Here is a 20,705-nt window from a genome sequence, read left to right as displayed (position 1 = left end):
GGAATCATGGCTCCGGGCGGCTTTTGGATCGTTCTAAATGCCGCCATCCTGCGGTCTAAGCCCCGCCGCTGCATTCTGCAATGCAGCATGAACGCGGTCGGGACGCATGCTAGCTTGCCTCGATTTAGAACGATCTAAAAGGGCTCCGGGCCCGTTTTGCCGACCCGGACGCGTTCCTGCCGCCCAGTTCCGATACGGAGTGCCCCGGATGACCCGGCCGATCCCGTCGCCGCCCGCCCCGCAGTCCCGATCCGCCGCGCGTCCCTGGCGCGCCGGGTTCGCCGCCGTGCTGGTCTGGGGCGCCTGCCTCGCCGGCCCGGCCCGGGCCGCCCCGGCCGGCGATGCCGGCGAGCGCGCCTACCGCGCGGTCGATCCCTTCATCGGTACCGGCGGCGAGGGCCACACCTATCCCGGCGCCACGGTTCCGTTCGGCATGATCCAGCTCAGCCCGGACACCGAAATCAAGCCCCGCAAGGAAGCCTACGGCTGGGCCGCCGGCTACCGCTACGGCGACCCAACCATCGTCGGCTTCTCCCACACCCATTTCTCGGGCACCGGTCACTCCGACCTCGGCGATGTGCTGCTGATGCCGATCGCCGGCGAGGTCAAGCTCGAACGCGGCCAGGCCCAGGCCCCGCGCAGCGGCTACCGCTCGGCCTTCCGCCACGACGACGAGCGCGCCGAGCCCGGCTACTACGCGGTCACCCTCGACGACTACAAGATCCGCGCCGAACTCACCGCCGGCGACCGCGTCGGCGTGCACCGCTACCGCTATCCGGCGGGGCAGGACGCCCACCTGCTGATCGACCTGCGCACCAGCCTGTACGACTACCCCGGCAAAGTGCTGTGGTCGCGGCTGCGCCTGCGCGCCGACGGCACCGTCACCGGCTTCCGCGAAACCCGCGGCTGGGCGCCGGGCCGGCAGCTGTATTTCGCCATGCGCTTCTCGCGCCCGCTCAGCGGCCACGCCTTCCACGACACCGAAGCCGACATCGTCTACAAGGGCTTCCCGCCGCCGGGCGAAAAAGACCCGCGCCGCCGCGCCCAGATCGAAGGCCGGCAGCTGGTCGCCAGCCTGGATTTCGCCGACGCCGCCGGGCAAGAACTGATCGTCAAAGTCGCGATCTCGCCGGTCAGCGAAGACAGCGCCATCGCCAACCTCGACGCCGAAATGCCCGGCTTCGATTTCGACCGCGTGCGCGCGCAGGCGCGCCAGCGCTGGAGCGAGGCCTTGTCGGCGGTCGAACTCGATGCGCCCGAACCGCAGCGCAAGAGCTTCTACACCGCGCTCTACCACAGCCTGCTCGGCCCGACGCTGTTCATGGACAGCGACGGCCGCTACCGCGGACCGGACAACGCCGTGCACCAGGCCCAGGGATGGACGAACTATTCGACGTTTTCCCTGTGGGACACCTATCGCGCGCTGCACCCGCTGCTGACCCTGGTCCAGCCCGAGCGCCGCAACGCCGACTTCGTCAACTCGTTGCTCGCCGCGCATCGCCACAGCCCTTACGGCGTGCTGCCGGTGTGGGCCTTCCACGGTCAGGAGACCTGGTGCATGGTCGGCTACCACGCCGTGCCGGTCATCGCCGATGCCTACATGAAGGGCATCCGTGGCTTCGATGCCGGGCAAGCGCTGCAGGCGATGGTGGCCAGCGCCGACTACGGCCCCTACGACGGCATCGCCCAGTACCGGCAGCTCGGTTACGTGCCGATCGACGAAGAAGGCGAAGCCGCGTCCAAGACCTTGGAGTACGCCTACGACGACTGGACCATCGCGCGCATGGCCGCTGCGATGGGGCGCGAAGACGTCGCCGCGCGCTTCGAGCAACGGGCCGGCAACTGGAAGCATGCTTTCGACGCGTCGACCGGCTTCATGCGCGCGCGCAAGCGCGACGGTGCCTTCCGCGAGCCCTTCGACCCCAGCGCCAGCGGCTACGGCACCGACTACACCGAAGGCAACGCCTGGCAATACTCGTGGTACGTGCCGCAGGACGTCGCCGGCCTCGCCGCCGCGCACGGCGGCGAGCAAAAGCTGATCGAACGCCTCGACCAAGTCTTCGACGCCAAGGTCGACCCGAAGATCTTCGCCCACATGGAGGACATCACCGGCCTGATCGGCTGGTACGCCCACGGCAACGAACCCAGTCACCACGTCGCCTACCTGTACGCCTATGCCGGCCAACCCTGGCGCAGCCAGGAGCGTTTACGCCAGATCATGGCCAGCCAATACGCCCCGCGCCCCGACGGCCTGGCCGGCAACGACGACCTCGGCCAGATGTCGGCCTGGTACGTATTCACCGCGCTGGGCTTCTATCCGGTCGCCCCGGGCAGCAACGAATATGTCATCGGCCGCCCCTTCTTGCCCAAGGCCACGCTCAACCTGCCCAACGGCAAGCGCTTCGCCATCGTCGCCGAAGGCCTGAGCGAAGCCCGCCCCTACATCGCCGGCGCGACCCTCAACGGCAAGCCGCTGGACCGCGCCTACCTGCGCCACGACGAAATCCTCGCCGGCGGCGAACTGCGCTTCGTCATGCAGGCCGAACCGAACAAACAATGGGCGACCGACCCGGCGCAGCGGCCGTATTCGATGAGCGCGAAGCGCTGAGCGGGCCGTCGCCGGGGAAACGTCGACGCAGACGGCGGCGCGCACGCTTGCCTGCGAGCCGCGTCACCCCGCGCTCGGCCGCGCTACCGCCGGAGCGCCGCTGCCCGGAACCTGTCGACGGCACACTTATCGCCGCGCGATCGCGGCCAGACGCATCGCGCGCATCCACCGCGAAGCCCCGGATGCCGCCCGCCGCCGGCTTACGCCCCACTCGCCCAGCCATTAGAATGCCCGCTCGCACGGGCCTATAGCTCAACGGTTAGAGCAGGGGACTCATAATCCACTCCCGAAGCGTTTCCGCACGTCGCCTTGAGTGGTAAATAGTCGCAAAAACAAGCTGTTTTCTCGGCATCTGCATTTCCCTTGCTTTCACCCGATCACCGTGAAATGGCTGCAATTTCCGGCACGATTACACAGGAATTACACCAACTAACGGGCTGATGGGTGGCGCCGCTCATCCTCGGCCCACAAGGCGACCTCGGACTTTTTCCACTTCTTCTCGTTGCCGATGATCAGCGGCTTCGGAAAGCTGGAGCGGCATGCTACGCGCTCCAGGAATCCGCGCCGGTTTGGCTCGCCCTTCTTGGTGGTTAGGCCTAGGAACACCGCGCACGCGTCAGCAGACAGCCAGCAATCGCCAGTCAGCAGGGCGGCCAATGTGGCGATGGACGCATCGGTCATTCGCAATCTCGCTCTTCGCGTTTGAGCCGGCTCGTTCGTAGCGGTCGATTGCCGGCCCGGTTCTCATCGCGCCAGGCGATCACCTCGCCCGCCTTCCAGGTCGCCGGCTTCCGGGTCAGGCGGACCGGGAACGACGGCTTGCACGCGATCGTAGCCAGGAAGTGCTCCGGGGTGATGCCCCAGAGCTCACCGCACTCGGAGGCGGTGAGCGCCAGCTCCTGCCACGGAATCTTGTCTGATATCGCCATGGCGCCACGCTATGGCGGGCTCGTCGCAAGAGCGGAGACTTGGCCGCAGCATGCCCCCCAACCCGTTATTCCTGGAACCACAGGGAGGGATCGACATGGCTGGAAAACCGTATTTTCAGATTTACCGGGAAGGGCTGAAGGTCGGGGAGCAGGCGTCTCTACTCAATGCGCTGGGAGGACATGCATCACCGACCCATGGGCAATGGCGCTGGCGGCTTGTCGGAGGAAACGGGGAGCCGATGGCATATGGTGAGGCTTACACCACAAAGGCGGCGATGCTCGCAACACTCGATATCATCTCGGGCTTAGGGCCGACCAACTACTTTGAAATCGATGGAAGGTGAAAGCAGGACTACCTGCTACTAAAATCACGCTGATTGGCGTGATTTAAAGGTGGGCCTGGCTCACATTTGACTGCCGGGATTCCGCTAGTTCCTGAATCGACGGGGGTCCGCAGGCTGGACACCCTTTCGCTCAGTTTTGAGCGGAAGTCGTGGGCTCCAGAAATTGGAGGTCATCGGATGCCGTCAAGGCGCTGGACACCATCGCCGCCGGGTGGGGTAGCGATACGCGACACCCTCGGCTCTCTTGGTGCGATTTGAGATCGCAGCAAGGCAACGCTTGAGGCGCGGGCTTACATGCGGGACTCCCCCGGATGTAGATTCCTCGGATCTGAGGAATCTCCCCCAATGGGGGATTTCCCCGTATTTGGGTTTTCCCCCGATCCGGTGAAAACTTAGACCTTTAGCGCCCCGTCCTCGCCATTGCACGGCGTGCGGCACGCCCTATCTCCAGTTCGGACTGCTGCATGGTCTGCCTGCCAGGCAGGCCGTTGAAGTGCTGGCTGTTGTGGAAGTTGACCACGCCCGGCGGACCTCCTTGCGCAGCTTGGCGGGTCACGTTGGCAGGCAGCACCGTGCCCGCTGATCGCGGCACGAACAGCTCCGGTCCACGCTCACCGACCAGGAATGCGGAGTCCGGCCAGACGCTGCCGCCGCCAGCCCGGGCGCCACCGAAAAGCCAACCGAAGTTGTTGCCGAAAGAACCGGCGAATCCGGTCGAAGGGACAGTGCTGCCGCCGCCGAAGATGCTGGATAGCCAGCCGCCGCCACCGCTGCTCATCCCAGTGAACGAGCCGAATATCTTGCTGAGCCAGCCGCCGCCCGAGTTCGACCCGCCCCCGAAGAGCCGGCCGATCCAATCCCCGCCGGCCGTCCCAGCACCAGTGGTGCCGGCACCTCCGAACAACTGATCTATGAGCCCCTTGGCGGCCCAGCGGGTGAGCATGTCCGTCAGGTTGTCGAGCATGTCCTTCCAGTTGTCGAGGCCGCCGCGCGGGAGGTCGACCAGGAAGTCGTAACCGGCCTGGCGCAGGGCGTCCATCCCCTCGACCAGCTTCGGATTGGCCGCAGCCGCCGCCTGCTCCTGCATGGCCGCAGCCGCCTTCTTGTAGCCCTCGGCCTCGAGTCCCTTGAGTCTGGCAATCTCGGCAGAAGAGGCGCCAGCGAGCTTGCCGAGCCGCTCGATGTCCAGCATCCGCTCGATGTGGGAAAGCTCGGCCTCCTTCAGGGGGCCTTCCAACTGGGCGGTCAACTTGGCCCACTCGCCGGCCGATTCCATCTGCTTCTCGACCCCCCCCTCGAGCGACGCCTGCATCTTGGCTTGGATCTTGACCAGGTCGGCGGCGAAGTCTCGCAAGGGATCGACAGCCTCGGCCGCGGTCCGCCGTTTGGTCCCGATGCTGGCGCTGGTGCCGCGCGCGGTGCTGCGCGACGGGTTCGGGTTGAAGTTCAGGGCCGCGGCCTCGTAGGCGGCGGAGAATCGATCCCCGGTCGCGACGATAGGCGCGTTGGCCTGCTCCTTGGCGTACTTGAGGCGCAGGTCGTCGAGTTGCCGACGCAGGTCGGTCTGGCTGCCGGCGCCGCTCACCTTCTCCCGCATGGCGATGTGCTCGCGGAGGCGGATGATCTGGTCAGCGGTGTCACCCAGCGATTCCCCGGTCAGAGTCTCTTTGATCTGGGTCAGGAACCCAGCTACCTCGCGTCCGCCGACGATCGCCGCGTTGCCCAGCCGCAAGAGGCCGGACGCCATGGTGTCGATCCCCTGCTTTGTCGAGGGGTCGTTGAAGGTCTTGATCAGGCTCTCCACGGCGTCACGGGCGCCGACCAGGCCGCCGCTCCCTGCGTCCCCCTCGAGGAGGTTGTCGAAGCTGTTCTGCAGCGCCTGCAGCGAGCCACCAAGCGTATCCCGGGCGGCCTCGGCCGCGCTCCCCATCTGGCCCTCCAGCTCCCGCAGAATCACCTGCTGCGCCTTGGCCACGTCCCCGACGTCAACGAAGCTCTTGATCAGCTTCTTCTGTTCGTCAGTGAACTGGACGCCAGCCTTGGCCAGTGCGGTCACCCCCTTGATGGGGTCGTTCAGGGCCTTGCCTACCTGGAGGGCAGCGGAGTTGAGATCAGTTCCCATCGCCGTGGCGAGGTCCAGGACGGCACCGGTCGCGGCTTCGAAGTTCGCCCCGCGGATGTCCTTGAACGTCAGCAGCATCGCCTGGACGCCGCCGATCGCCTCGTCGTCGAAGACCGTGAGCTTGGACATCGAGTCAGCCATCCGATTCAGCGATTCGATTGACTGCTGCGCGGCGCCGCCCGTGTCCTTGATCCGGGCCGCCAGCTGCGCCTGGACCTTCTCTGCCTCCACGGTGTTCTGGAAATACTTGTTCAGCCCGACTACGGCAGCACCAGCCATGACCGCTAGGCCGGCGCCGATCGCCCGTCCGGCAGCCTGGAAGCTGGCATCGATCTCCTTGGCGCGCTTCTGTGCGGACTTCGAAGCCCTCCCAAGATCGGTCTCGAATGACCCGGTCTTCGCCAGAAGGTCAACGGTGATTTGGCCGATGCTCATGCCTCAGTGACTCCTGGCGGAACTCTGGTTTTGTGGACGTAAGAAAATGGCTGGGCGCACGTGTCGCGACAGAAGGCGACTGGACTTTTCCTCCACCCCTCCAGAAACCCTTTCGAAACCGTTCCCAAAGGGCCTTGCAAGGGGCTTCCTTCGCACGGGCTGAGCAATGCGTCCGCAATGCGAACGCATCGGCAGCCTCACGCGCGCGATGTCGGCGGATACACCTGGCTCGATCAGTACTGGCTTGGTCAGGTGTGACGCAGGGTGACGCGTCAGTGACGCGTGCTCGCTCACGGAGCGCTCAGTGAGTCTGGCGACCTTCCCACTGCCATGTGTGGAGCCTGACCAAAACCCAATTGGTTTCGATTCGGTTTCTGTTGGCAGCTCTGGCCCGGTGGCTCCTGGAGCAATAGGCACAGGCTTGAGGCTAAGCCACAGCAGATGCGCTGGCGCTTGGTAGATATCTAGATAGGTGTGCACATAGCGACCAATTGAGACGCCAAAAATGGCCTGACTGCTCCGCATAGCGGCTAGGTTGGTCGCTATGCGGAGCAATTCAGGTTTCAGTTGCTCCGCATAGCGACCAAATTGCTCCGCATAGCGACTAATCATTTCGATTTCCACAGGTCTAGCGCGGTCACCGTTGGTGGCTCCTGATGCTTCTCGCTCGCGTCGATTGGATACCAGGTCAGCGCGTATAGGCTGCATTTGTTCTTGCCGCCCTTTCGCGTCTCGATCATCCAGCCGCGCTCCAGAAGCTCCTGTTTGGCATCAGCAACCGTTCCCTGGCTTCGCCATCCACGATCGCGCAGCAGCGACCAGGGAACGCTCAGGTCGCCGTTACGGCCTGGCCGATACTGCCGTGCAACCTCCAGCAGCAGCTTCAGTGCGTTGCCGCTGAGCTGGCCGAACTCGTCCGAGTCGGTAATCCGGTGGTAGATCTGGACGAAGGGCGGCCCCTTGCCACGGCCCTTGTGAAAGGGCCGCTTCTGTTCCGCTATCTTCTTGCCGGCGCCGTCGGCCATCAGTCTTCCTTGGGCGCCTCTTCGCGCTCCAGAGCGTTCCTGAGCGCGTGCAGGTGCCTTTCCAGCCGTGCGAGCTTGGCGATCAAGTGGGCGCATCCGTCACGGGTCGGGAAGCGCGCCAGATGCTCTGCAGCTGCCGCGGCACCGTCTCCAAGGTCAACCAGCGCCTTGCACAGCTCGCCGCTTGTTGGGCCGCAGGACTCGAAATGGAAGGGGTCCGGGTATCGGTTCATGCCCTGATACCCCTTCGGCGCTTGAGGGCCTTAGTGATATAGCCCTCCAGATTCACCATGTCGCGCGCGGTGGACAGCATCAGGGGGCGCCAAACTCGCAGCATGCCTTGCATGCCTGTGAGCTCTTCGATCGGCATCAGGTCTAGCGCACGCGGATTCGCCTTAGACTGGGCAGTGATAGCGCTCACCTTCTCGCTCAGCCGGCGAAGTCCTGCCAGATTGCGGGTATCGTCTTCGGTCATTGTTTTTCCTCAGTGGGGACCTGATAAGAGTCGCCATCGATCACCTCACAGAGTTCAGAGGCGATGGACGCCCACAGCCCTAGAAGATGACCGAGATCGGAGTGGGTTAGCGCCAGCAGGTTGTCGGCTTCGGCGGTGCAGAACTGCACGCGCAAGCGATTTGCGAGATCGGAGGCTTGATTGATCTGGGATGGGCTCATTCGGCGAGCCCCCCGTTAAACAGAGAGTCGAGCTTGTCCAGCAGGTCGGCTGCCAACCAGCAGGCCGCCGGGATCGTGGCGTCGTGGAGTGATCCGCCGGGGTCCTGGCTTCCGCAGTTGATGAGATTAAGCAGGCCCCTCAGCTGTTCCGAGCACTTGTCGTACTCGTCCCGGGCTTCCTGGGAGATAGGTCGCAGGGTCGACGTGGTAGCCATGTCAGCGGCACCCCGCGTCGCACAGCGCTGTGTGGCACAGGCGAACGATCGTGCTTGCCAGCAACCGTGGACGCTCGTGGGCGGGATCCATCGGCAGGCGTTCGAATAGCTCTTGCAGGGATTCGCCAATTGCTTCGATCTGGAACAACGACACTTCCAGCTCTGCCTTGTCGCTGAACGCTGTCGCGTAGGATTTTTCCGACCCCGCGGCCGGCGTTTCGCCGATGGTCTCGGATTTGTTTCGGTGTAGAGTGGATCGGGTCATCTCGTTCTCCTTCGCAGAACGGTTGATCAAGGCGGGCCGGGTGTGTCCAGCACTCGGCCCGCCGCCTTTTTCAGGCAGCGCTACGGCTGTCGGTGGTTTCGATGAACTTACTGGCCACGTATTCGTCCAGGTCCTTGGGGCGATAGAAGACCCGCGTTCCCAGGCGCAAGTAGCGCGGACCACGTCCGTCGCTGCGCATCTTGTCGAGCGTCGACTTGGCTATACCCAGATAGCGCGCAGCGGCCCTTACGTTCAGCCGGTCGGCAGCGCTCATGGCCGCCGTGTCACAAATTCCCATTTTGCTGGCCTCCAAGGTAGCCCCGTGCTACCAATGGCCACCTTGTAGCACGGGGCTACATTTGATGCAAGCCCCGTGCTACGTGGTATCTTTTCGTATGGCCAGAAACGACCCGCAAACCAATATCCGGCTCCCAGCTGAGCTCAAGGATCGACTCATGGAGTCGGCCAAGGATTCAGGAAGGACCTTTGGCGCAGAGGTTGTCCACCGCCTTGAGCAAAGCTTTCAGGCGAAGCGAAGCATCTTCAGTGGATTCAGCGTCAGTGGACGCGCCGCTGAAACGAAGATGCTCGAGCGCGCCGACCTCATCTCTGAAACACGTGTTTTGCTCGCACAGAAGAAGGCGCTTAAGGCAGAGATTGACCGCCTAAAATCGCCAAGGAAGATCGAAGAAATTGAGCACAAAGCTGCACTTGAGGCGCGTGTGGCGCAGCTAGAAGCCCAGGCAACTGAGGCCGTCGCCCGAATCGGGGTGCTGAATGTGGAAATCGAAGCCTTGATTAACGACGTATTCTTTCCGAAGGCCGAATGACAGCCTTTGCCAAGCTCACGCGGCCCGCGATGCGCGCTCTGAGACCTGGCGCATCGATCAACGAGCACGGAATCGTATACACCCGCCTCCCCAACGGGGACGGCCGCTGGTCGGTCAACGTGATGGTCGCCCGCGCGCGGCACCACCAGGTCGTCGGCCTCGAGTCCGAGGGGTACACCAGGACGCAGGCTGAGGAAGTCGTCGCCAAGCTCAAGGCCCAGAAGCGCGCGGCAGGCCATGGGGTGGTCGGCAGCAAGCAAGGGGCGCCGCGCAGCGTCAAGGCCGCGGCCGAGGACTACTTGGCTTACCTGGAGAAGCACAACGGCAAGGACATCGCCACGAAGCGGATGCGCTTCAAGGAGCACCTGACCCCGCATTTGGGCGCCCGGAGCGTTGCGCGGCTCTCCAGCGACGACTGGCTGGCTTACGTGACCACCAGGAAGGGAGAAGGCGCCGGTCCAGGCACGATCAATAGGGAGCGATCGGCGCTGCTGCACATGCTCAACACGATGCGCCGGCGCCGACTGCTGGCGGTGGTGCCAGAGCTACAGCGCCAGCATGAGCCCAAGGGGAAACTCGTCTACCTGACCCCAGAGGAGGCCGCGGCGTTGCTGCAGGCGGCCGCTGAAGACCAGTCCGAGCACGCGCACCCGTTCGTGATGATCGCCCTGTACTCCGGCGCGCGACATGAAGCCGTTCTTGGGCTGCGCGTCCGCGACGTCGACCCGACCAGGCGAATCCTGTGGATCGACAAGGACAAGGCCGGTGAGCGCGAGCAGCCAATCCCGGAAGTGCTGGCCAAGTACCTGACCAAGCTCATCGCTGGCCGTGAGCCGGATGAGTTCCTGTTCCCCTCGGCGCGCGCCGCGTCCGGGCGGGTCTACCAGATCAACTCGATCTTCGCCCGCTGCGTGAAGCGCGCAAAGCTGCGCAAGCACGTCACCCCCCACACCATGCGGCATACCATGGCGACCAACGCTGCGCACGCCGGCCTGGACGCGGCAACCATCCAGCAAATGGGGGGATGGAAGACGAGAGCGATGGCCGAGCGATATACTCATGCGGCTTCGATGCAGGTCGCGATGGCCGCCCTGCAGACGCGCTTGAAAACCCGCAGAATTACACCGAAATTACACACGCGGTCTCGGGGAAAGCGCTGAAACCCTTCACGGGCCTATAGCTCAACGGTTAGAGCAGGGGACTCATAATCCCTTGGTTCCAGGTTCGAATCCTGGTGGGCCCACCACCCCCCCAATCGCCCTCATTGACCCTCATTCGCCCCCAACGACCCTCATTAGCCCTCACGACGTGGGGCCGCTGCGAGTGGTGTTGGTCAGCGTAAGCCACCAACTCAATAGCCCTCATTAGCCCCCAGCGGCCCCATGGCCAGGGGTCTGGCACGACCAGTGTCTGCTTCCGACCCAAAGCAGACATCCGCCTGAGTGCGCGCTCCACACCTGCTGGGTCCGGTTGTACATCGGCTTGTTAGCCGGGCCTAGTCGGCCTAAGATCGAGTCGTATTAAGGGGATAGCTCATCAGACGGTGCGCTGTGGATAAGTCGTATAACCGGACCCAGGGATCCGGCTATTAGGTAGTTAGGCCGCATACGGACTTTTCTCTCATGTTTTGGCAAGAACTCATCTTGCGCACAGTCGTCGCCTGTCTTGCCCTTACATGTTCTCTCTTCGGTTACACGCAGGTTCTCCTGTGGATTGGGCAGAAATTCAACAGGCGCGGGAAAGTCTTCCTCGGTACGCTCGCCTACCTCATCGTTGCCATTCTTCTTGGCGGCTCCCTTGTCTTCCTAGTCACGGCAACTAACGAGCCCGCTCAACGACAGGCTGTGCCATACATCCTCGCAGTTTTGGCGGGTTGGACTCTTGCCATGGCACCCGGGTTCCTATATCTCTGCTCACAAATGCCGCTACTTCGTCGGTATGGCATGTTTCTTTCCCGGTCGCGCTCGTAATGCTGCGGCCTAACGGTTCATTCAAGCCGAACCCGCTTCGCGGGCCGGCTTAACTCAGAGGTTAGCGCCCTATGAACCCAGACGACTACCTCCGCAGAGCAGACGGCTACATCGATGAGCTAAGAGGAATTCTGTCCCGGTTTGTAAAAGGGCGTGATTCTCTCCTGGCGGCAGATGACGACGAGCCTCGAATTCAACAGATCACGCTAGAACTACGTGATCTCTTTCACGACGCGATGGGACAGAATGACTACAGCAAGATGGTCATTGACGCCTACAACCATGGCGTAGCCAACCTCTACGACTCGCCATCCTACTCATCGGTCGAAAGAATTATTAGCATCGCCTCTGCTGCGAGGAATCGAGTGGAGAACAACCCAGAGCTATTAGGCAATGCCCAGCCTGGCGCCGCAACGCCCGTGCCTGCACCGCTAGCGGTTCCTGACAAAGTCACTCTGAGGTGGCTCTTCAACCATGTTCCATACTCATTCTGGTTTTGGCTTGGCGGCTTAATGTTGGGAGCTTTTGCTCTTGGCGCAGCTGCTGTTTACAAGCTACAGCTCGTACAGCAGTGGCTCGGCGTCAGCTGCACCCACTAAGGCGCTAACAATTCATTCAAGCCGACGTCTCTTCGCGGCGCGGCTTAATTCAGGCGTTATGCCCCATTCTTCCGATCGCCTCAAACTGTTGATTCAATCAAACGCCGAGGAGGTCGCGCGGCTGCACTCGCGCGTGCATGAGGCATTCGCGCAGCGGGATCGCAGCTCTGACAAGCGCCAAGAGTGGGAGCGTGCCTGCGAGACCTTCCACTCCAGATACAACGAGCCGGCCTTTCCGGGTGGCTTTGACGGAGCGCTAGATCGCATCGCGGCTGGCGACCCTGAGTCTATGGAGGCCGCCATCTGCTTCCTTGAACTTCGCCCATACTTTTTCCGCTCTTGAGTCCATACTCCGCAAGGCCAAGCGTGCGCCGCTCTCCCAGGAGCAGGCCGCGAGGTCGCAGCACGTCCTTCACGCCTTGGCTGCATTTCGCGCGAGGAAGGCCGCCGCAAATCGGGCATAACAATTCATTCAATGGGAAGCCGCTTCGCGGCCCCCTTAATTCAGGTGTTGGGCGATGTCCGCTTCTGGCCGAAAGCGGACGCTAACCCCCAATAGCCCTCATTGACCCCCAATTGCCCCCGTTCGCCCGTCAAGAGGGTTTGAACCCAGTTCCCGTGGCTCCACCACTCCTTTCGGGCGTGCGTTTATCTCCCCCGCCGAGGGGCGAGAACAGCCCCTTATTTTCGAGGGTTTCCGTAAAAGCCGTGGTTTCGGAGAACCGGCAAAAAGCGGCGTTTGGCGAAGGTTTCGCCACTTCTCCCTCTCTCTTCTCCCTGCCTGTGGTCTCGGAACTAAAGGCCCATTTTTCAGAGTCTTGTAGATCAATGGGTTGGCTCTGGACTTTTTTGTGAGTTTTCCGGCCGTCAACAGGTCAACCAGAACACTCAACGTGAAAACCACGGCGCAAATTTGGTCGCAATAAGTGGGCGTTGGCCATTGGTCGGAGGTTTGCATCCCGCTGAGCGCGCCAAACTCCCAGCCTCAACCTTTTCTGCGCCTCGTCGCAACGAAGAAAAAGGTCTCATTTCCTAGGTTTTTGGCGTTTTCCATTGGACGATGAGTTATCCACAGAGAGCTTATTTGGCGTTTTTCTTCGCCTCTCTCCGGACCGTTTTCTCCAATGCCTTTGGTCGGCCGACCATTGCTCGCCGTTGAAAATCAGACGCTTACGAAGGGGGCGATCTTTGGAGCCCAAGGCGACATCGAGCCGCTTGATCCGACTAATGAGCCGACTCGGGATATATGGAAGTTTGCTAGGCAAGCTCTGATATCAGTCCTATCTCAGCTCGAGCTTGCCGTTTCGGACATCACCGCTAGTAGCGCTTATTGATGGGCAAGTCGTGGCTGCGATGTACGAGAAGACCAGTACGGACTGAGTTGCAAACAGCTATGCTGCCCCGCCACCTGGGTTGTTCGCAGCAGCGATAGCTGCCTTTCTCTTCAAGAGACGCTCGACGACGTTGCCTTCGAGTTCACGATAGTTGTCTAGAAGCTCGGGAACCTTTTGTTCCGCTGTCGCGGGAATAAAAGGTGTGACCCTGCCGCTAGAGTCCTTACGTGAATCGAAGTGAGAGAACAGGCTAGCGAATCGGTTTGGCGATACACCTTCAAAGTGTAGAAATGCAACCCGTTTTTCTCGGCCGTCTGCTTGATCTGGAGGTGACTCCGCATTGTGATCTATCGCATCACTATGAAGTTCGTCCGTAAGGCTCTTGCCGTACGGCTCTATGAAGTAAACCGCGCAAATTCCTGCTGCAACGATATGCCTGGCGCAGTTATGGCATGGATACGTTGTGGTAAATAGGACGCAATCCTGTATGCCGTTCCCGCCATTGCGGGCGGCGGTTATGAGAGCGTCCATCTCCGCGTGTACTGCTCGTGAGAATTCGATCAGATCGCGTAAGTATGTGCTGGAGCGGATGGAGTCAGCGAGTGAGTCGGCGAGGTCGCGATTGACACCCTTTGTCCGCATAAGCGCAGCTATCTCGTCGCATAGCTCGACTACGAGTGGGACAGTTCCTCCCCGCGCGCGACGAGGCGCGCAAAGCGTTCAAGACCCAGGTCGACAGCGACTAGGCAGCATCTGATGGGCGGTTTAACGCCAGTTTTGAGGATATGTACCCCATCAAACCGCTTTTTCGGGTCCAAGGCTAATTCACTGATTCGAAAGGGTGCGCGAGATGGGGCGTAGGACTAAAAACCAACGCCCTGAGAGAGAATGGTGGGGTTGATCTGCCCCGTTTCGGTCGAAACCGCGTTGTTCTTGGTCCAACGCCAAAGCGCGAAAACCGCCAAAAGAACGCGTTTTCGACGGCGGCTGCTCTCCGAATAGAGAGGTTCGAACAGGGGATTTTGGCGCATTTGAAGAGATGCGAATCCGAGACCAAGGGGGCGTGTTGCGGATGGCCGCTTCCTCAGCGCGGTTCGATGCCCCGGGCGCCTTAGAGAACTCTCGCGGAGGACTTCGGGCGGTTGCGACACGAGTTCTGGCGAGGCAAATCGGCTTGGGTCTTCGTCTTCGACCAACGCCGACAGAATGGTGGGCCGAACGAAGGTGCTCGGTGAGGTTGAGTGAGTGAACGATAGATAGATCTTCATCAAGATCTTTCTGGTCATATGCGTACCTGCATGCGCCCGGATAGCTGTAAGCAAGCCCTGCGGTGCCTACTGGAAGTGGTGATTGCGGGCAATCGACCGTCCATCTTGGTTGCGTTGACAATGACACCCTACACACCATATGGACTAGGTTCGCTGGCGCTCAGCCCCCTCCCCGACAGCGAGAGCCCGCTCCATTGCACCAAAAGCGACACTTCGATTGCCTGGTCGTCACCCGGGATGTGAGAGGTGAGCTCAAAGGCATCGCGTTGTCGAAGCCACAGTCCTTGCGGCAGTCGCTGCGGATGGCATACACCCACTTGGAACGTCATTGCCTACCGAGGGCATCGGCCGAATTGCGCGCGCGTTCGATTTCGTGCGCCTGCTAGAACAGGAGTAACTGACAGGGTCATGAGTCATCCTTCAAGACTTCGTCGCAACCCTGCACGAGCACCTAGCATCTAGGAGATTTCTTAGTTGTGCTGGATTGCACAACTGAGGTAGTTTTTGTGACATCAGGCACGACAGCTTCGTGACATGTGCGCCATCACTTGGCGGGGTGCAATCGGGGAGGGCACGGTTCCAATATATCTCTTTGCCCGAGCATCGGACGACGTCAAAGGCAGTTGGTCCGAATAAGGTCGAATCGCGGAGATATCCGCGTCGGCAGCAACTATTCCGAGTGGGTCTGCGACAGGCGGCATTGAGCCCTGTTGGGCATGTATTTGCCTGAATTCTCCTCGGTGAACTCGGTGATCGACTGACTTGGCTCGTCGCGCAGGCGCCGCGGCTGAGTTCTGTTTACTTGATGAAACACCACGTTTGTGGAACAGGCTGCCTTCACTTAGTGCCGGGACGAAGCCGGAAGCCGATGAGCAACCACTGCAGCGTATGAGCGCACGAGGCGTTAGTCGCCTCCGATCCATCCCGCACCGACTCAATTGGTACCTGAGCCAGGTGGCCGACTTGTCGATCTGCCGAATCAAAGAGGATAGGTTATGAACCACGTATTCCGCATCATTTGGTCCCGCGCGCAGAATGCATGGGTCGTCGTGTCCGAGCTCGCGTCCGGCCGAGCGAAGAGCGGCCGCGAAAGGCGCACCACGAAACGCGAGTTGATGTTCGGCTGCGACTTGTTCGCAGACTTTTCGCCGGGCTCGTCGTGGCCGTTAACCCTGAGCGTGATCGTGGCGTTGGCGACGTTGTCGCCGCAGGCCTGGGCGGCGGATCGGTACTGGGACCAGAACCGCACCGCACTCGGGTTCGGCGGCACCGGCACCTGGGACACCACCGGCACTTTTTGGAGCCCCAACAACGACGGCGTGAGCGGTCCCTACAGCGCGTGGAACAACGCAGCCTTGGACGACGCTTTCTTCGGCGGCACCGCCGGCACCGTCACCCTGGGCGGGCCGATCACCGTCCACAACATGACGTTCCAGACCAGCGGTTACACGGTCACCGGCAACACCCTGACCCTGGGCGGGGTCGATCCGACCATCTCGGTGACCGGGACGACCACCATCGCCTCCCAAATCAACGGCATCGGGCGGGTGAACAAGACCGGCACGGGCACGTTAACCCTGACCGGCAACAACAGCTTCGGCGGCGGTTTGACCGTCAACGGGGGCACGGCCGTCCTGTCCGGCAACAACAGTTTCACCAGCGCGCCAATCGTGACCGCCGGCGCGCTCAATCTGCAAGGCACCAACACCTTCACCGGCACCATCAACGTCACCGGCTCGCTTACCGCCAGCGGCGCCGCCAGTCTCGGCGCGGCGACCAACAACATCAACATCACCGGGGCGCTGAACGTCGGCGCGACCGGGGGCACTCTGGCCGGCCGCACGGTGACGCTCACCGCAGGCACCACGAACATTACCGGCGCGGGCGTCGGCAGCGCTTTCTATACCGGCACCGGCAGTCTGTTCGTCGGAGATGCCAATACATTGAACAACGACGCCAACAACTACACCGGCACGACCGGGGCCAGTCGCGGTCTGAGCTTTACCTCGGTGCGCAACCTGGGGGAGGCGAGCGCCCTGGGCGCGCCCACTACGGTGGCCACCGGCACCATTTCCCTGACGAACCCGAACGGTTCGAGCATCACCCACTCCTACATCGGCGACGGCGATACGTCGAACCGCAACTGGTCCATCTTCGTCAACGACAACCGTTCGGCGGGACTCGCCAACGCCGGCACCGGCACCCTGACTCTGACCGGCAACATCACCTCGTCGAACGGCACGGCCGGGTTCAGCGCGCAGACGGCCGACTTGGAGCTGTTGGGCGTCATCTCCGGCACCCGGGTCGCGCTCGCGGCGAACGCCGGCCGGATCATCACCCTCGGCACCGCCAACACGAACGCCGGCGTCAACATCACCGGCGCCGGAACGGTCAGGGCCAGCGCGATCGGCAATACCGGCGTTGCCAGTTCGCTGGGCACCGGCACCACCAGCATCGGCAGCAACGGCACGTTGAGCTATACCGGCGCCGCCGCCAGCAGCGACCGTACCTGGACCATCAGCCAAGGCACCCTCGCCAACAACGGTAGCGGCGCCTTGACCCTGACCGGGCCGACGACCATCGGCGGCACCGCGACGCTGGGCGGTTCCTACGCCGGCTCGGCCAATGTCTTGGCCGGAGTCGTGTCCGGTGGCGGCAATGTGCGCAGCGGCGGTGCCGGCACCTGGGTGCTCACCGGCGCCAATACCTACACCGGCAGCACCATCGTCGACAGCGGCGTGCTGCGCGCGGGCTCGGCCGGGGCCTTCGGCGCCTCGAGCAGCTTCGTCGTCAACGGCGGCACGCTCGACATGAACGGGTTCGACAAGACGCTGCCCAACATCACCGGTAGCGGCGGGACGGTGGCATTGGGCAGCGCCATCCTGACCCTGCAGGGCGCGAGCGGAGGCACCGGCACCTACGCCGGCAGCATCACCGGCAGCGGCGGCCTGACCAAGCTGGGCGCCAGCACCCAAACCCTGACCGGCGCCAGCACCTACACCGGCGACACCACCATCGCCGGCGGCACGCTCAACCTGGACTTCAGCCCCGCCGGCGGCCCGAGCAGCGCCATCATCGGCAGCGATTCCACCCTCAACCTGGGCGGCGGCCGGCTCAACATCATCGGCGCCAACGGCGAAAGCAACACCCAGACCTTCGACGGCCTGAACATCACCGGCAGCAACAACACCATCGACGCCAAGTCCGGCACTGGCGGCAGCCTCACCGTCAACCTGGGCGCCATCACCCGCACCGGTGGGCTGATCAACTTCAACCTGCCCACCAGCGGCAACATCACCACCACCAATACCGTCCTGGGCGGCTGGGCCACGGTCAACGGCACCGACTATGCCAAGGTGGTCGGCGGCAATATCGCCGCCTTCGTCGACGCCGACTACACCGACAAGGACAACGCCGCCAATTGGCTGGCCAACGAATACATCACCGACGTGAACGGATTCTTCGGCGCGGTGAGCGGCAGCGTCCAGCTAGCCGGCCTGCGCTACACCGCGCCGACCTCGACCACCGTGACGGTGAACCCCGGCGAGACCCTGGGCGTGGACGGCACCATCATCGTGGCGCCCACGGTGGTGAATACCAATCAGCTGATCACCGGCGGGATGATGACCGGCCCGGTCGGCGGCGCATTGGGCGTGCAGCAGAACAGCACCGGCAACTACACCATCGCCTCGCAGATCGTCGACAACGGCGGCAGCATCGGCTTCATCAAGGCCGGCACCGGCCTGGTCACCCTGGCCGGCACCAACAACACTTACACCGGCGCCACCCAGGTGGTGCAGGGCACGCTGGCCGTCGCCGACATCGGCAACGGCGGCGCAGCCAGCGGCATCGGCGCCTCGTCGGCCGATCCGGCCAACCTGCGCTTGGAAGGCGCCACCTTGCGCTACACGGGCCCAGGCGATGCCAGCGATCGAGGTTTTACCTTCACCAGATCCGGCGCCATCATCGGCTCGAGCGTCGAAGTCACCAATGCCGGCGCCAATCTGATCTTCGGCGGGCTGGTCACCAGCCCCGACGCCGCCAACTTCACCAAGAGCGGCGCCGGCACTCTGACCCTGTCCAACGACAGCAACGACTTCACCGGCATCACCACCGTCAGCGGCGGCCTGCTGTCGGTCGATACCCTGGCTAACGGCGGCGCGGCCAGCGGCATCGGCGCTGCCGGCGGTGCATCCGCCAACCTCGTACTCGCCGGCGGCGGCCTGCAGTACACCGGCGGCACGGTCGGCACCAACCGCGGTTTCACTGTGGGCGCCGGCAACGGCACCGTCGATGTCAGCAACGCCGCGACCACCCTGACCGTCAGCGGCGCGGCGGTCGGCGCCGGCCGGCTGGCCAAGAACGGAGACGGCACCCTGGTGCTGTCCGGCACCAACACCTACGCCGGCGGCAACACGGTCAACCGCGGCATCCTGCGCGCCGGCTCGACCCAGGCGTTCGGCGCCGCCAACGGGCCGATGACCCTGGCCAACACCGCCGGCGTGCTGCTCGACCTGGAGGGGTTCAACAACGGCATCGGCCCGCTGAGCGGCGGCGGCGCCAACGGCGGCCATATCACCCTCGACGCCGGCACCCTGACCATCAACGGCGACGGCGGCAACTACTCCGGCGCCATCAGCGGCACCGGCGGCATCGTCCGCGCCGGCGGCGGCACCCAGACCTTCAACGGTTGCAACAACACCTACACCGGCCCCACCAGCCTGCAGCTGGCCAACCTGACCGTGAACTGCCTGGCCAACGGCGGGGTCGCCAGCGGCATCGGCGCCTCGACCAGCGCGCCCACCAACCTGGTCTTCAACGGCGGCGTTCTGAACTATACCGGCGCCACCGTCACCATCGATCGCGGCTTCCAGTTGGCCGGCGGTACCGGCAATACCATCAGCGTGACCAATGCGGCCACCACCCTGCAAATGACCGGCCAGATCATCGGCGGCGGCGGCTTCAACAAGGGCGGCGCGGGCACCCTGGTGCTGTCCGGGGCCAACACCTCCACCGGCAACACCGCGGTTTCGGGGGGAATACTGCGCGCGGGCACCACCAATGCCTTCGGCCCGCAGGGGATCATGACCCTGAACAATACCGCCGGGGTGCTGCTGGATTTGGCCGGCTTCGACACTGTGGTGACCTCGCTCAACGGCGGCGGCGGCACCGGCGGCAACATCACCCTGGGCGACGCCGTGCTGACCCTCAGCAACGGCGGCGCCAGTTACGCCGGCGCCATCAGCGGCACCGGCAGCCTGGTCAAGAACGGCGGCGGCGATCAGGCGCTGACCGGCTGCAACAGCAGCTATACCGGCCCCACGGCGATCAACGCGGGCACTTTGACGGTCAATTGCCTGAACAACGGCGGCGTCGCCAGCTCGATCGGCGCCTCCAGCTCCGCGCCCGCCAGCCTGACCCTCAACGGCACGCTGCGCTATGTCGGCGACGGCGACACCACCGATCGCCAATTCACCCTCGGCACCGCCGGCGGCACCCTGGACGCATCGGGCACCGGCATCATCGAGTTCACCAGCACCGCCGCCGCGACCCTGGCCGGAGCCAATACCGCACGCACCCTGACCCTGGCCGGTACCAACACCGGCAGCAACAGCTATGCCGGCCAACTGGTCGACAACGGCGCCGGCGCCACCTCGCTGACCAAAGCCGGTACCGGCACCTGGCGCTTGGCCAACGACAGCAGCACTTACACCGGCGCCACCACGCTCAACGGCGGCGTGCTGATCGTCGACCGTCTCGCCGACGGCGGCCAGGCCAGCAGCGTCGGCGCCTCCTCCAGTGCGGCAGGCAACCTGGTGATGGGCAATAGTTCGACGCTGCGCTATGTCGGCGATGGCGACACCTCCAACCGCTTGTTCACTTTGAACGCGGGCGTCAGCTTCATCGAGTCCTCCGGCACCGGAGCACTGGAATTCACCAATACCGGTGCAGTCACTCTTTCCGGCACGAACGTCGCTCGCACCTTCGCCTTGGGCGGCACCAACACCGGCAACAACACCTTCGCTGGCGCGATCGGCAACAACGGTACCGGCGCCACCACCCTGGCCAAGAACGACAGCGGCACC

General features: G+C 63.3%; 17 protein-coding genes, 1 tRNA gene and 1 pseudogene. 8 read left to right on the top strand and 11 right to left on the bottom strand.

Annotation, left to right across the window (positions count from 1 at the left end):
• The first annotated feature begins 208 nt into the window (after window positions 1-208).
• Entirely contained in the window at window positions 209-2,608 is a 2,400-nt protein-coding gene (locus TX83_RS11900) for a GH92 family glycosyl hydrolase (RefSeq protein WP_079248198.1), read from the top strand.
• 429 nt (window positions 2,609-3,037) lie between these two features.
• Here TX83_RS11900 and TX83_RS11895 read toward each other — a convergent pair whose 3' ends face one another.
• Window positions 3,038-3,289, bottom strand: a complete 252-nt coding sequence (locus TX83_RS11895; RefSeq protein WP_064748166.1) for a hypothetical protein — start codon at window positions 3,287-3,289, stop codon at window positions 3,038-3,040.
• Complete coding sequence (locus TX83_RS11890; protein ID WP_064748165.1) at window positions 3,286-3,537, bottom strand: hypothetical protein; 252 nt, start codon at window positions 3,535-3,537, stop codon at window positions 3,286-3,288. Before TX83_RS11890 ends, TX83_RS11895 begins: the two co-directional genes overlap by 4 nt.
• 95 nt (window positions 3,538-3,632) lie before the next feature.
• On the opposite strand from TX83_RS11890, the gene TX83_RS11885 reads away from it, so the two are divergent.
• Window positions 3,633-3,881 carry a YegP family protein gene (locus tag TX83_RS11885; protein WP_075575131.1) on the top strand — a complete coding sequence of 83 codons (249 nt, stop codon included), beginning with the start codon at window positions 3,633-3,635 and terminating at the stop codon, window positions 3,879-3,881.
• 400 nt (window positions 3,882-4,281) lie between these two features.
• Here the strand turns inward: TX83_RS11885 and TX83_RS11880 are convergent, their stop codons facing one another.
• The 7 genes from TX83_RS11880 to TX83_RS11855 all read right to left on the bottom strand — a co-directional run bounded on the left by TX83_RS11880 (window position 4,282) and on the right by TX83_RS11855 (window position 8,892).
• Window positions 4,282-6,438: a phage tail length tape measure family protein gene (locus TX83_RS11880; protein ID WP_064748164.1), complete on the bottom strand. Its 2,157-nt coding sequence runs from the start codon at window positions 6,436-6,438 to the stop codon at window positions 4,282-4,284.
• A gap of 608 nt (window positions 6,439-7,046) precedes the next feature.
• The gene (locus tag TX83_RS11875) at window positions 7,047-7,463 is read right to left on the bottom strand and encodes a hypothetical protein (RefSeq protein WP_064748163.1); all 417 of its coding nucleotides are present in this window, start codon (window positions 7,461-7,463) and stop codon (window positions 7,047-7,049) included.
• On the bottom strand, window positions 7,463-7,696 hold the full coding sequence (locus TX83_RS11870) for a hypothetical protein (protein ID WP_064748162.1): 234 nt from the start codon (window positions 7,694-7,696) through the stop codon (window positions 7,463-7,465). Before TX83_RS11870 ends, TX83_RS11875 begins: the two co-directional genes overlap by 1 nt.
• The gene (locus TX83_RS22805; protein WP_141233489.1) at window positions 7,693-7,938 is read right to left on the bottom strand and encodes a hypothetical protein; all 246 of its coding nucleotides are present in this window, start codon (window positions 7,936-7,938) and stop codon (window positions 7,693-7,695) included. The genes TX83_RS11870 and TX83_RS22805 overlap by 4 nt, the downstream gene beginning before the upstream one ends.
• Window positions 7,935-8,138 (bottom strand): hypothetical protein, encoded by a 204-nt coding sequence (locus tag TX83_RS22800; RefSeq protein ID WP_141233488.1) that lies wholly within the window; start codon window positions 8,136-8,138, stop codon window positions 7,935-7,937. Before TX83_RS22800 ends, TX83_RS22805 begins: the two co-directional genes overlap by 4 nt.
• Window positions 8,139-8,354: 216 nt before the next feature.
• Window positions 8,355-8,618 carry a hypothetical protein gene (locus tag TX83_RS11860; protein ID WP_064748160.1) on the bottom strand — a complete coding sequence of 88 codons (264 nt, stop codon included), beginning with the start codon at window positions 8,616-8,618 and terminating at the stop codon, window positions 8,355-8,357.
• A gap of 70 nt (window positions 8,619-8,688) precedes the next feature.
• Window positions 8,689-8,892, bottom strand: coding sequence for a helix-turn-helix transcriptional regulator (locus TX83_RS11855; protein WP_075575133.1), 204 nt, complete (start codon window positions 8,890-8,892; stop codon window positions 8,689-8,691).
• Between TX83_RS11855 and TX83_RS11850 the strand changes: the two genes are divergently transcribed.
• The 4 genes from TX83_RS11850 (at window position 8,891) to TX83_RS22795 (ending at window position 12,017) form a co-directional block, all read left to right on the top strand.
• Window positions 8,891-9,448 (top strand): Arc family DNA-binding protein, encoded by a 558-nt coding sequence (locus TX83_RS11850; protein WP_315851265.1) that lies wholly within the window; start codon window positions 8,891-8,893, stop codon window positions 9,446-9,448. The two genes, TX83_RS11855 and TX83_RS11850, sit on opposite strands and share 2 nt — an antisense overlap.
• Window positions 9,445-10,608, top strand: coding sequence for a tyrosine-type recombinase/integrase (locus TX83_RS11845; RefSeq protein ID WP_064748157.1), 1,164 nt, complete (start codon window positions 9,445-9,447; stop codon window positions 10,606-10,608). Before TX83_RS11850 ends, TX83_RS11845 begins: the two co-directional genes overlap by 4 nt.
• Before the next feature lie 10 nt (window positions 10,609-10,618).
• Window positions 10,619-10,694, top strand: a tRNA-Ile gene (locus TX83_RS11840).
• 795 nt (window positions 10,695-11,489) lie between these two features.
• Window positions 11,490-12,017: a hypothetical protein gene (locus TX83_RS22795; RefSeq protein WP_141233487.1), complete on the top strand. Its 528-nt coding sequence runs from the start codon at window positions 11,490-11,492 to the stop codon at window positions 12,015-12,017.
• Window positions 12,018-13,408: 1,391 nt separating this feature from the next.
• Here the strand turns inward: TX83_RS22795 and TX83_RS24230 are convergent.
• Window positions 13,409-13,993, bottom strand: coding sequence for a deaminase (locus tag TX83_RS24230; protein WP_079248196.1), 585 nt, complete (start codon window positions 13,991-13,993; stop codon window positions 13,409-13,411).
• 221 nt (window positions 13,994-14,214) lie between these two features.
• Window positions 14,215-14,619 (bottom strand): hypothetical protein, encoded by a 405-nt coding sequence (locus tag TX83_RS22790; protein ID WP_141233486.1) that lies wholly within the window; start codon window positions 14,617-14,619, stop codon window positions 14,215-14,217.
• A gap of 995 nt (window positions 14,620-15,614) precedes the next feature.
• On the opposite strand from TX83_RS22790, the pseudogene TX83_RS24225 reads away from it, so the two are divergent.
• Window positions 15,615-15,713, top strand: a pseudogene (locus tag TX83_RS24225) (ESPR domain-containing protein); the annotation flags it as partial.
• 36 nt (window positions 15,714-15,749) lie between these two features.
• A partial coding sequence (locus TX83_RS11825; protein ID WP_261370115.1) for a beta strand repeat-containing protein occupies window positions 15,750-20,705 on the top strand: 4,956 nt, incomplete at its 3' end.

Source organism: Lysobacter antibioticus HS124, from assembly GCF_000336385.2.
GTDB lineage: Bacteria > Pseudomonadota > Gammaproteobacteria > Xanthomonadales > Xanthomonadaceae > Lysobacter > Lysobacter firmicutimachus.
This window is presented reverse-complemented; position numbering and strand designations above follow the sequence as displayed.

Excerpts from the sequence above, each read along its gene's own strand:
- TX83_RS22790 (WP_141233486.1), bottom strand. The coding sequence starts at position 14,619 with ATGAAGATCTATCTATCGTTCACTCACTCAACCTCACCGAGCACCTTC.
- TX83_RS11845 (WP_064748157.1), top strand. The coding sequence starts at position 9,445 with ATGACAGCCTTTGCCAAGCTCACGCGGCCCGCGATGCGCGCTCTGAGA.
- TX83_RS22795 (WP_141233487.1), top strand. The coding sequence starts at position 11,490 with ATGAACCCAGACGACTACCTCCGCAGAGCAGACGGCTACATCGATGAG.
- TX83_RS11870 (WP_064748162.1), bottom strand. The coding sequence starts at position 7,696 with ATGAACCGATACCCGGACCCCTTCCATTTCGAGTCCTGCGGCCCAACA.
- TX83_RS11855 (WP_075575133.1), bottom strand. The coding sequence starts at position 8,892 with ATGAGCGCTGCCGACCGGCTGAACGTAAGGGCCGCTGCGCGCTATCTG.
- TX83_RS11900 (WP_079248198.1), top strand. The coding sequence starts at position 209 with ATGACCCGGCCGATCCCGTCGCCGCCCGCCCCGCAGTCCCGATCCGCC.
- TX83_RS11890 (WP_064748165.1), bottom strand. The coding sequence starts at position 3,537 with ATGGCGATATCAGACAAGATTCCGTGGCAGGAGCTGGCGCTCACCGCC.
- TX83_RS24230 (WP_079248196.1), bottom strand. The coding sequence starts at position 13,993 with ATGCGGACAAAGGGTGTCAATCGCGACCTCGCCGACTCACTCGCTGAC.
- TX83_RS22800 (WP_141233488.1), bottom strand. The coding sequence starts at position 8,138 with ATGAGCCCATCCCAGATCAATCAAGCCTCCGATCTCGCAAATCGCTTG.
- TX83_RS11880 (WP_064748164.1), bottom strand. The coding sequence starts at position 6,438 with ATGAGCATCGGCCAAATCACCGTTGACCTTCTGGCGAAGACCGGGTCA.
- TX83_RS11850 (WP_315851265.1), top strand. The coding sequence starts at position 8,891 with ATGGCCGCCGTGTCACAAATTCCCATTTTGCTGGCCTCCAAGGTAGCC.
- TX83_RS11860 (WP_064748160.1), bottom strand. The coding sequence starts at position 8,618 with ATGACCCGATCCACTCTACACCGAAACAAATCCGAGACCATCGGCGAA.
- TX83_RS11885 (WP_075575131.1), top strand. The coding sequence starts at position 3,633 with ATGGCTGGAAAACCGTATTTTCAGATTTACCGGGAAGGGCTGAAGGTC.
- TX83_RS11895 (WP_064748166.1), bottom strand. The coding sequence starts at position 3,289 with ATGACCGATGCGTCCATCGCCACATTGGCCGCCCTGCTGACTGGCGAT.
- TX83_RS11875 (WP_064748163.1), bottom strand. The coding sequence starts at position 7,463 with ATGGCCGACGGCGCCGGCAAGAAGATAGCGGAACAGAAGCGGCCCTTT.
- TX83_RS22805 (WP_141233489.1), bottom strand. The coding sequence starts at position 7,938 with ATGACCGAAGACGATACCCGCAATCTGGCAGGACTTCGCCGGCTGAGC.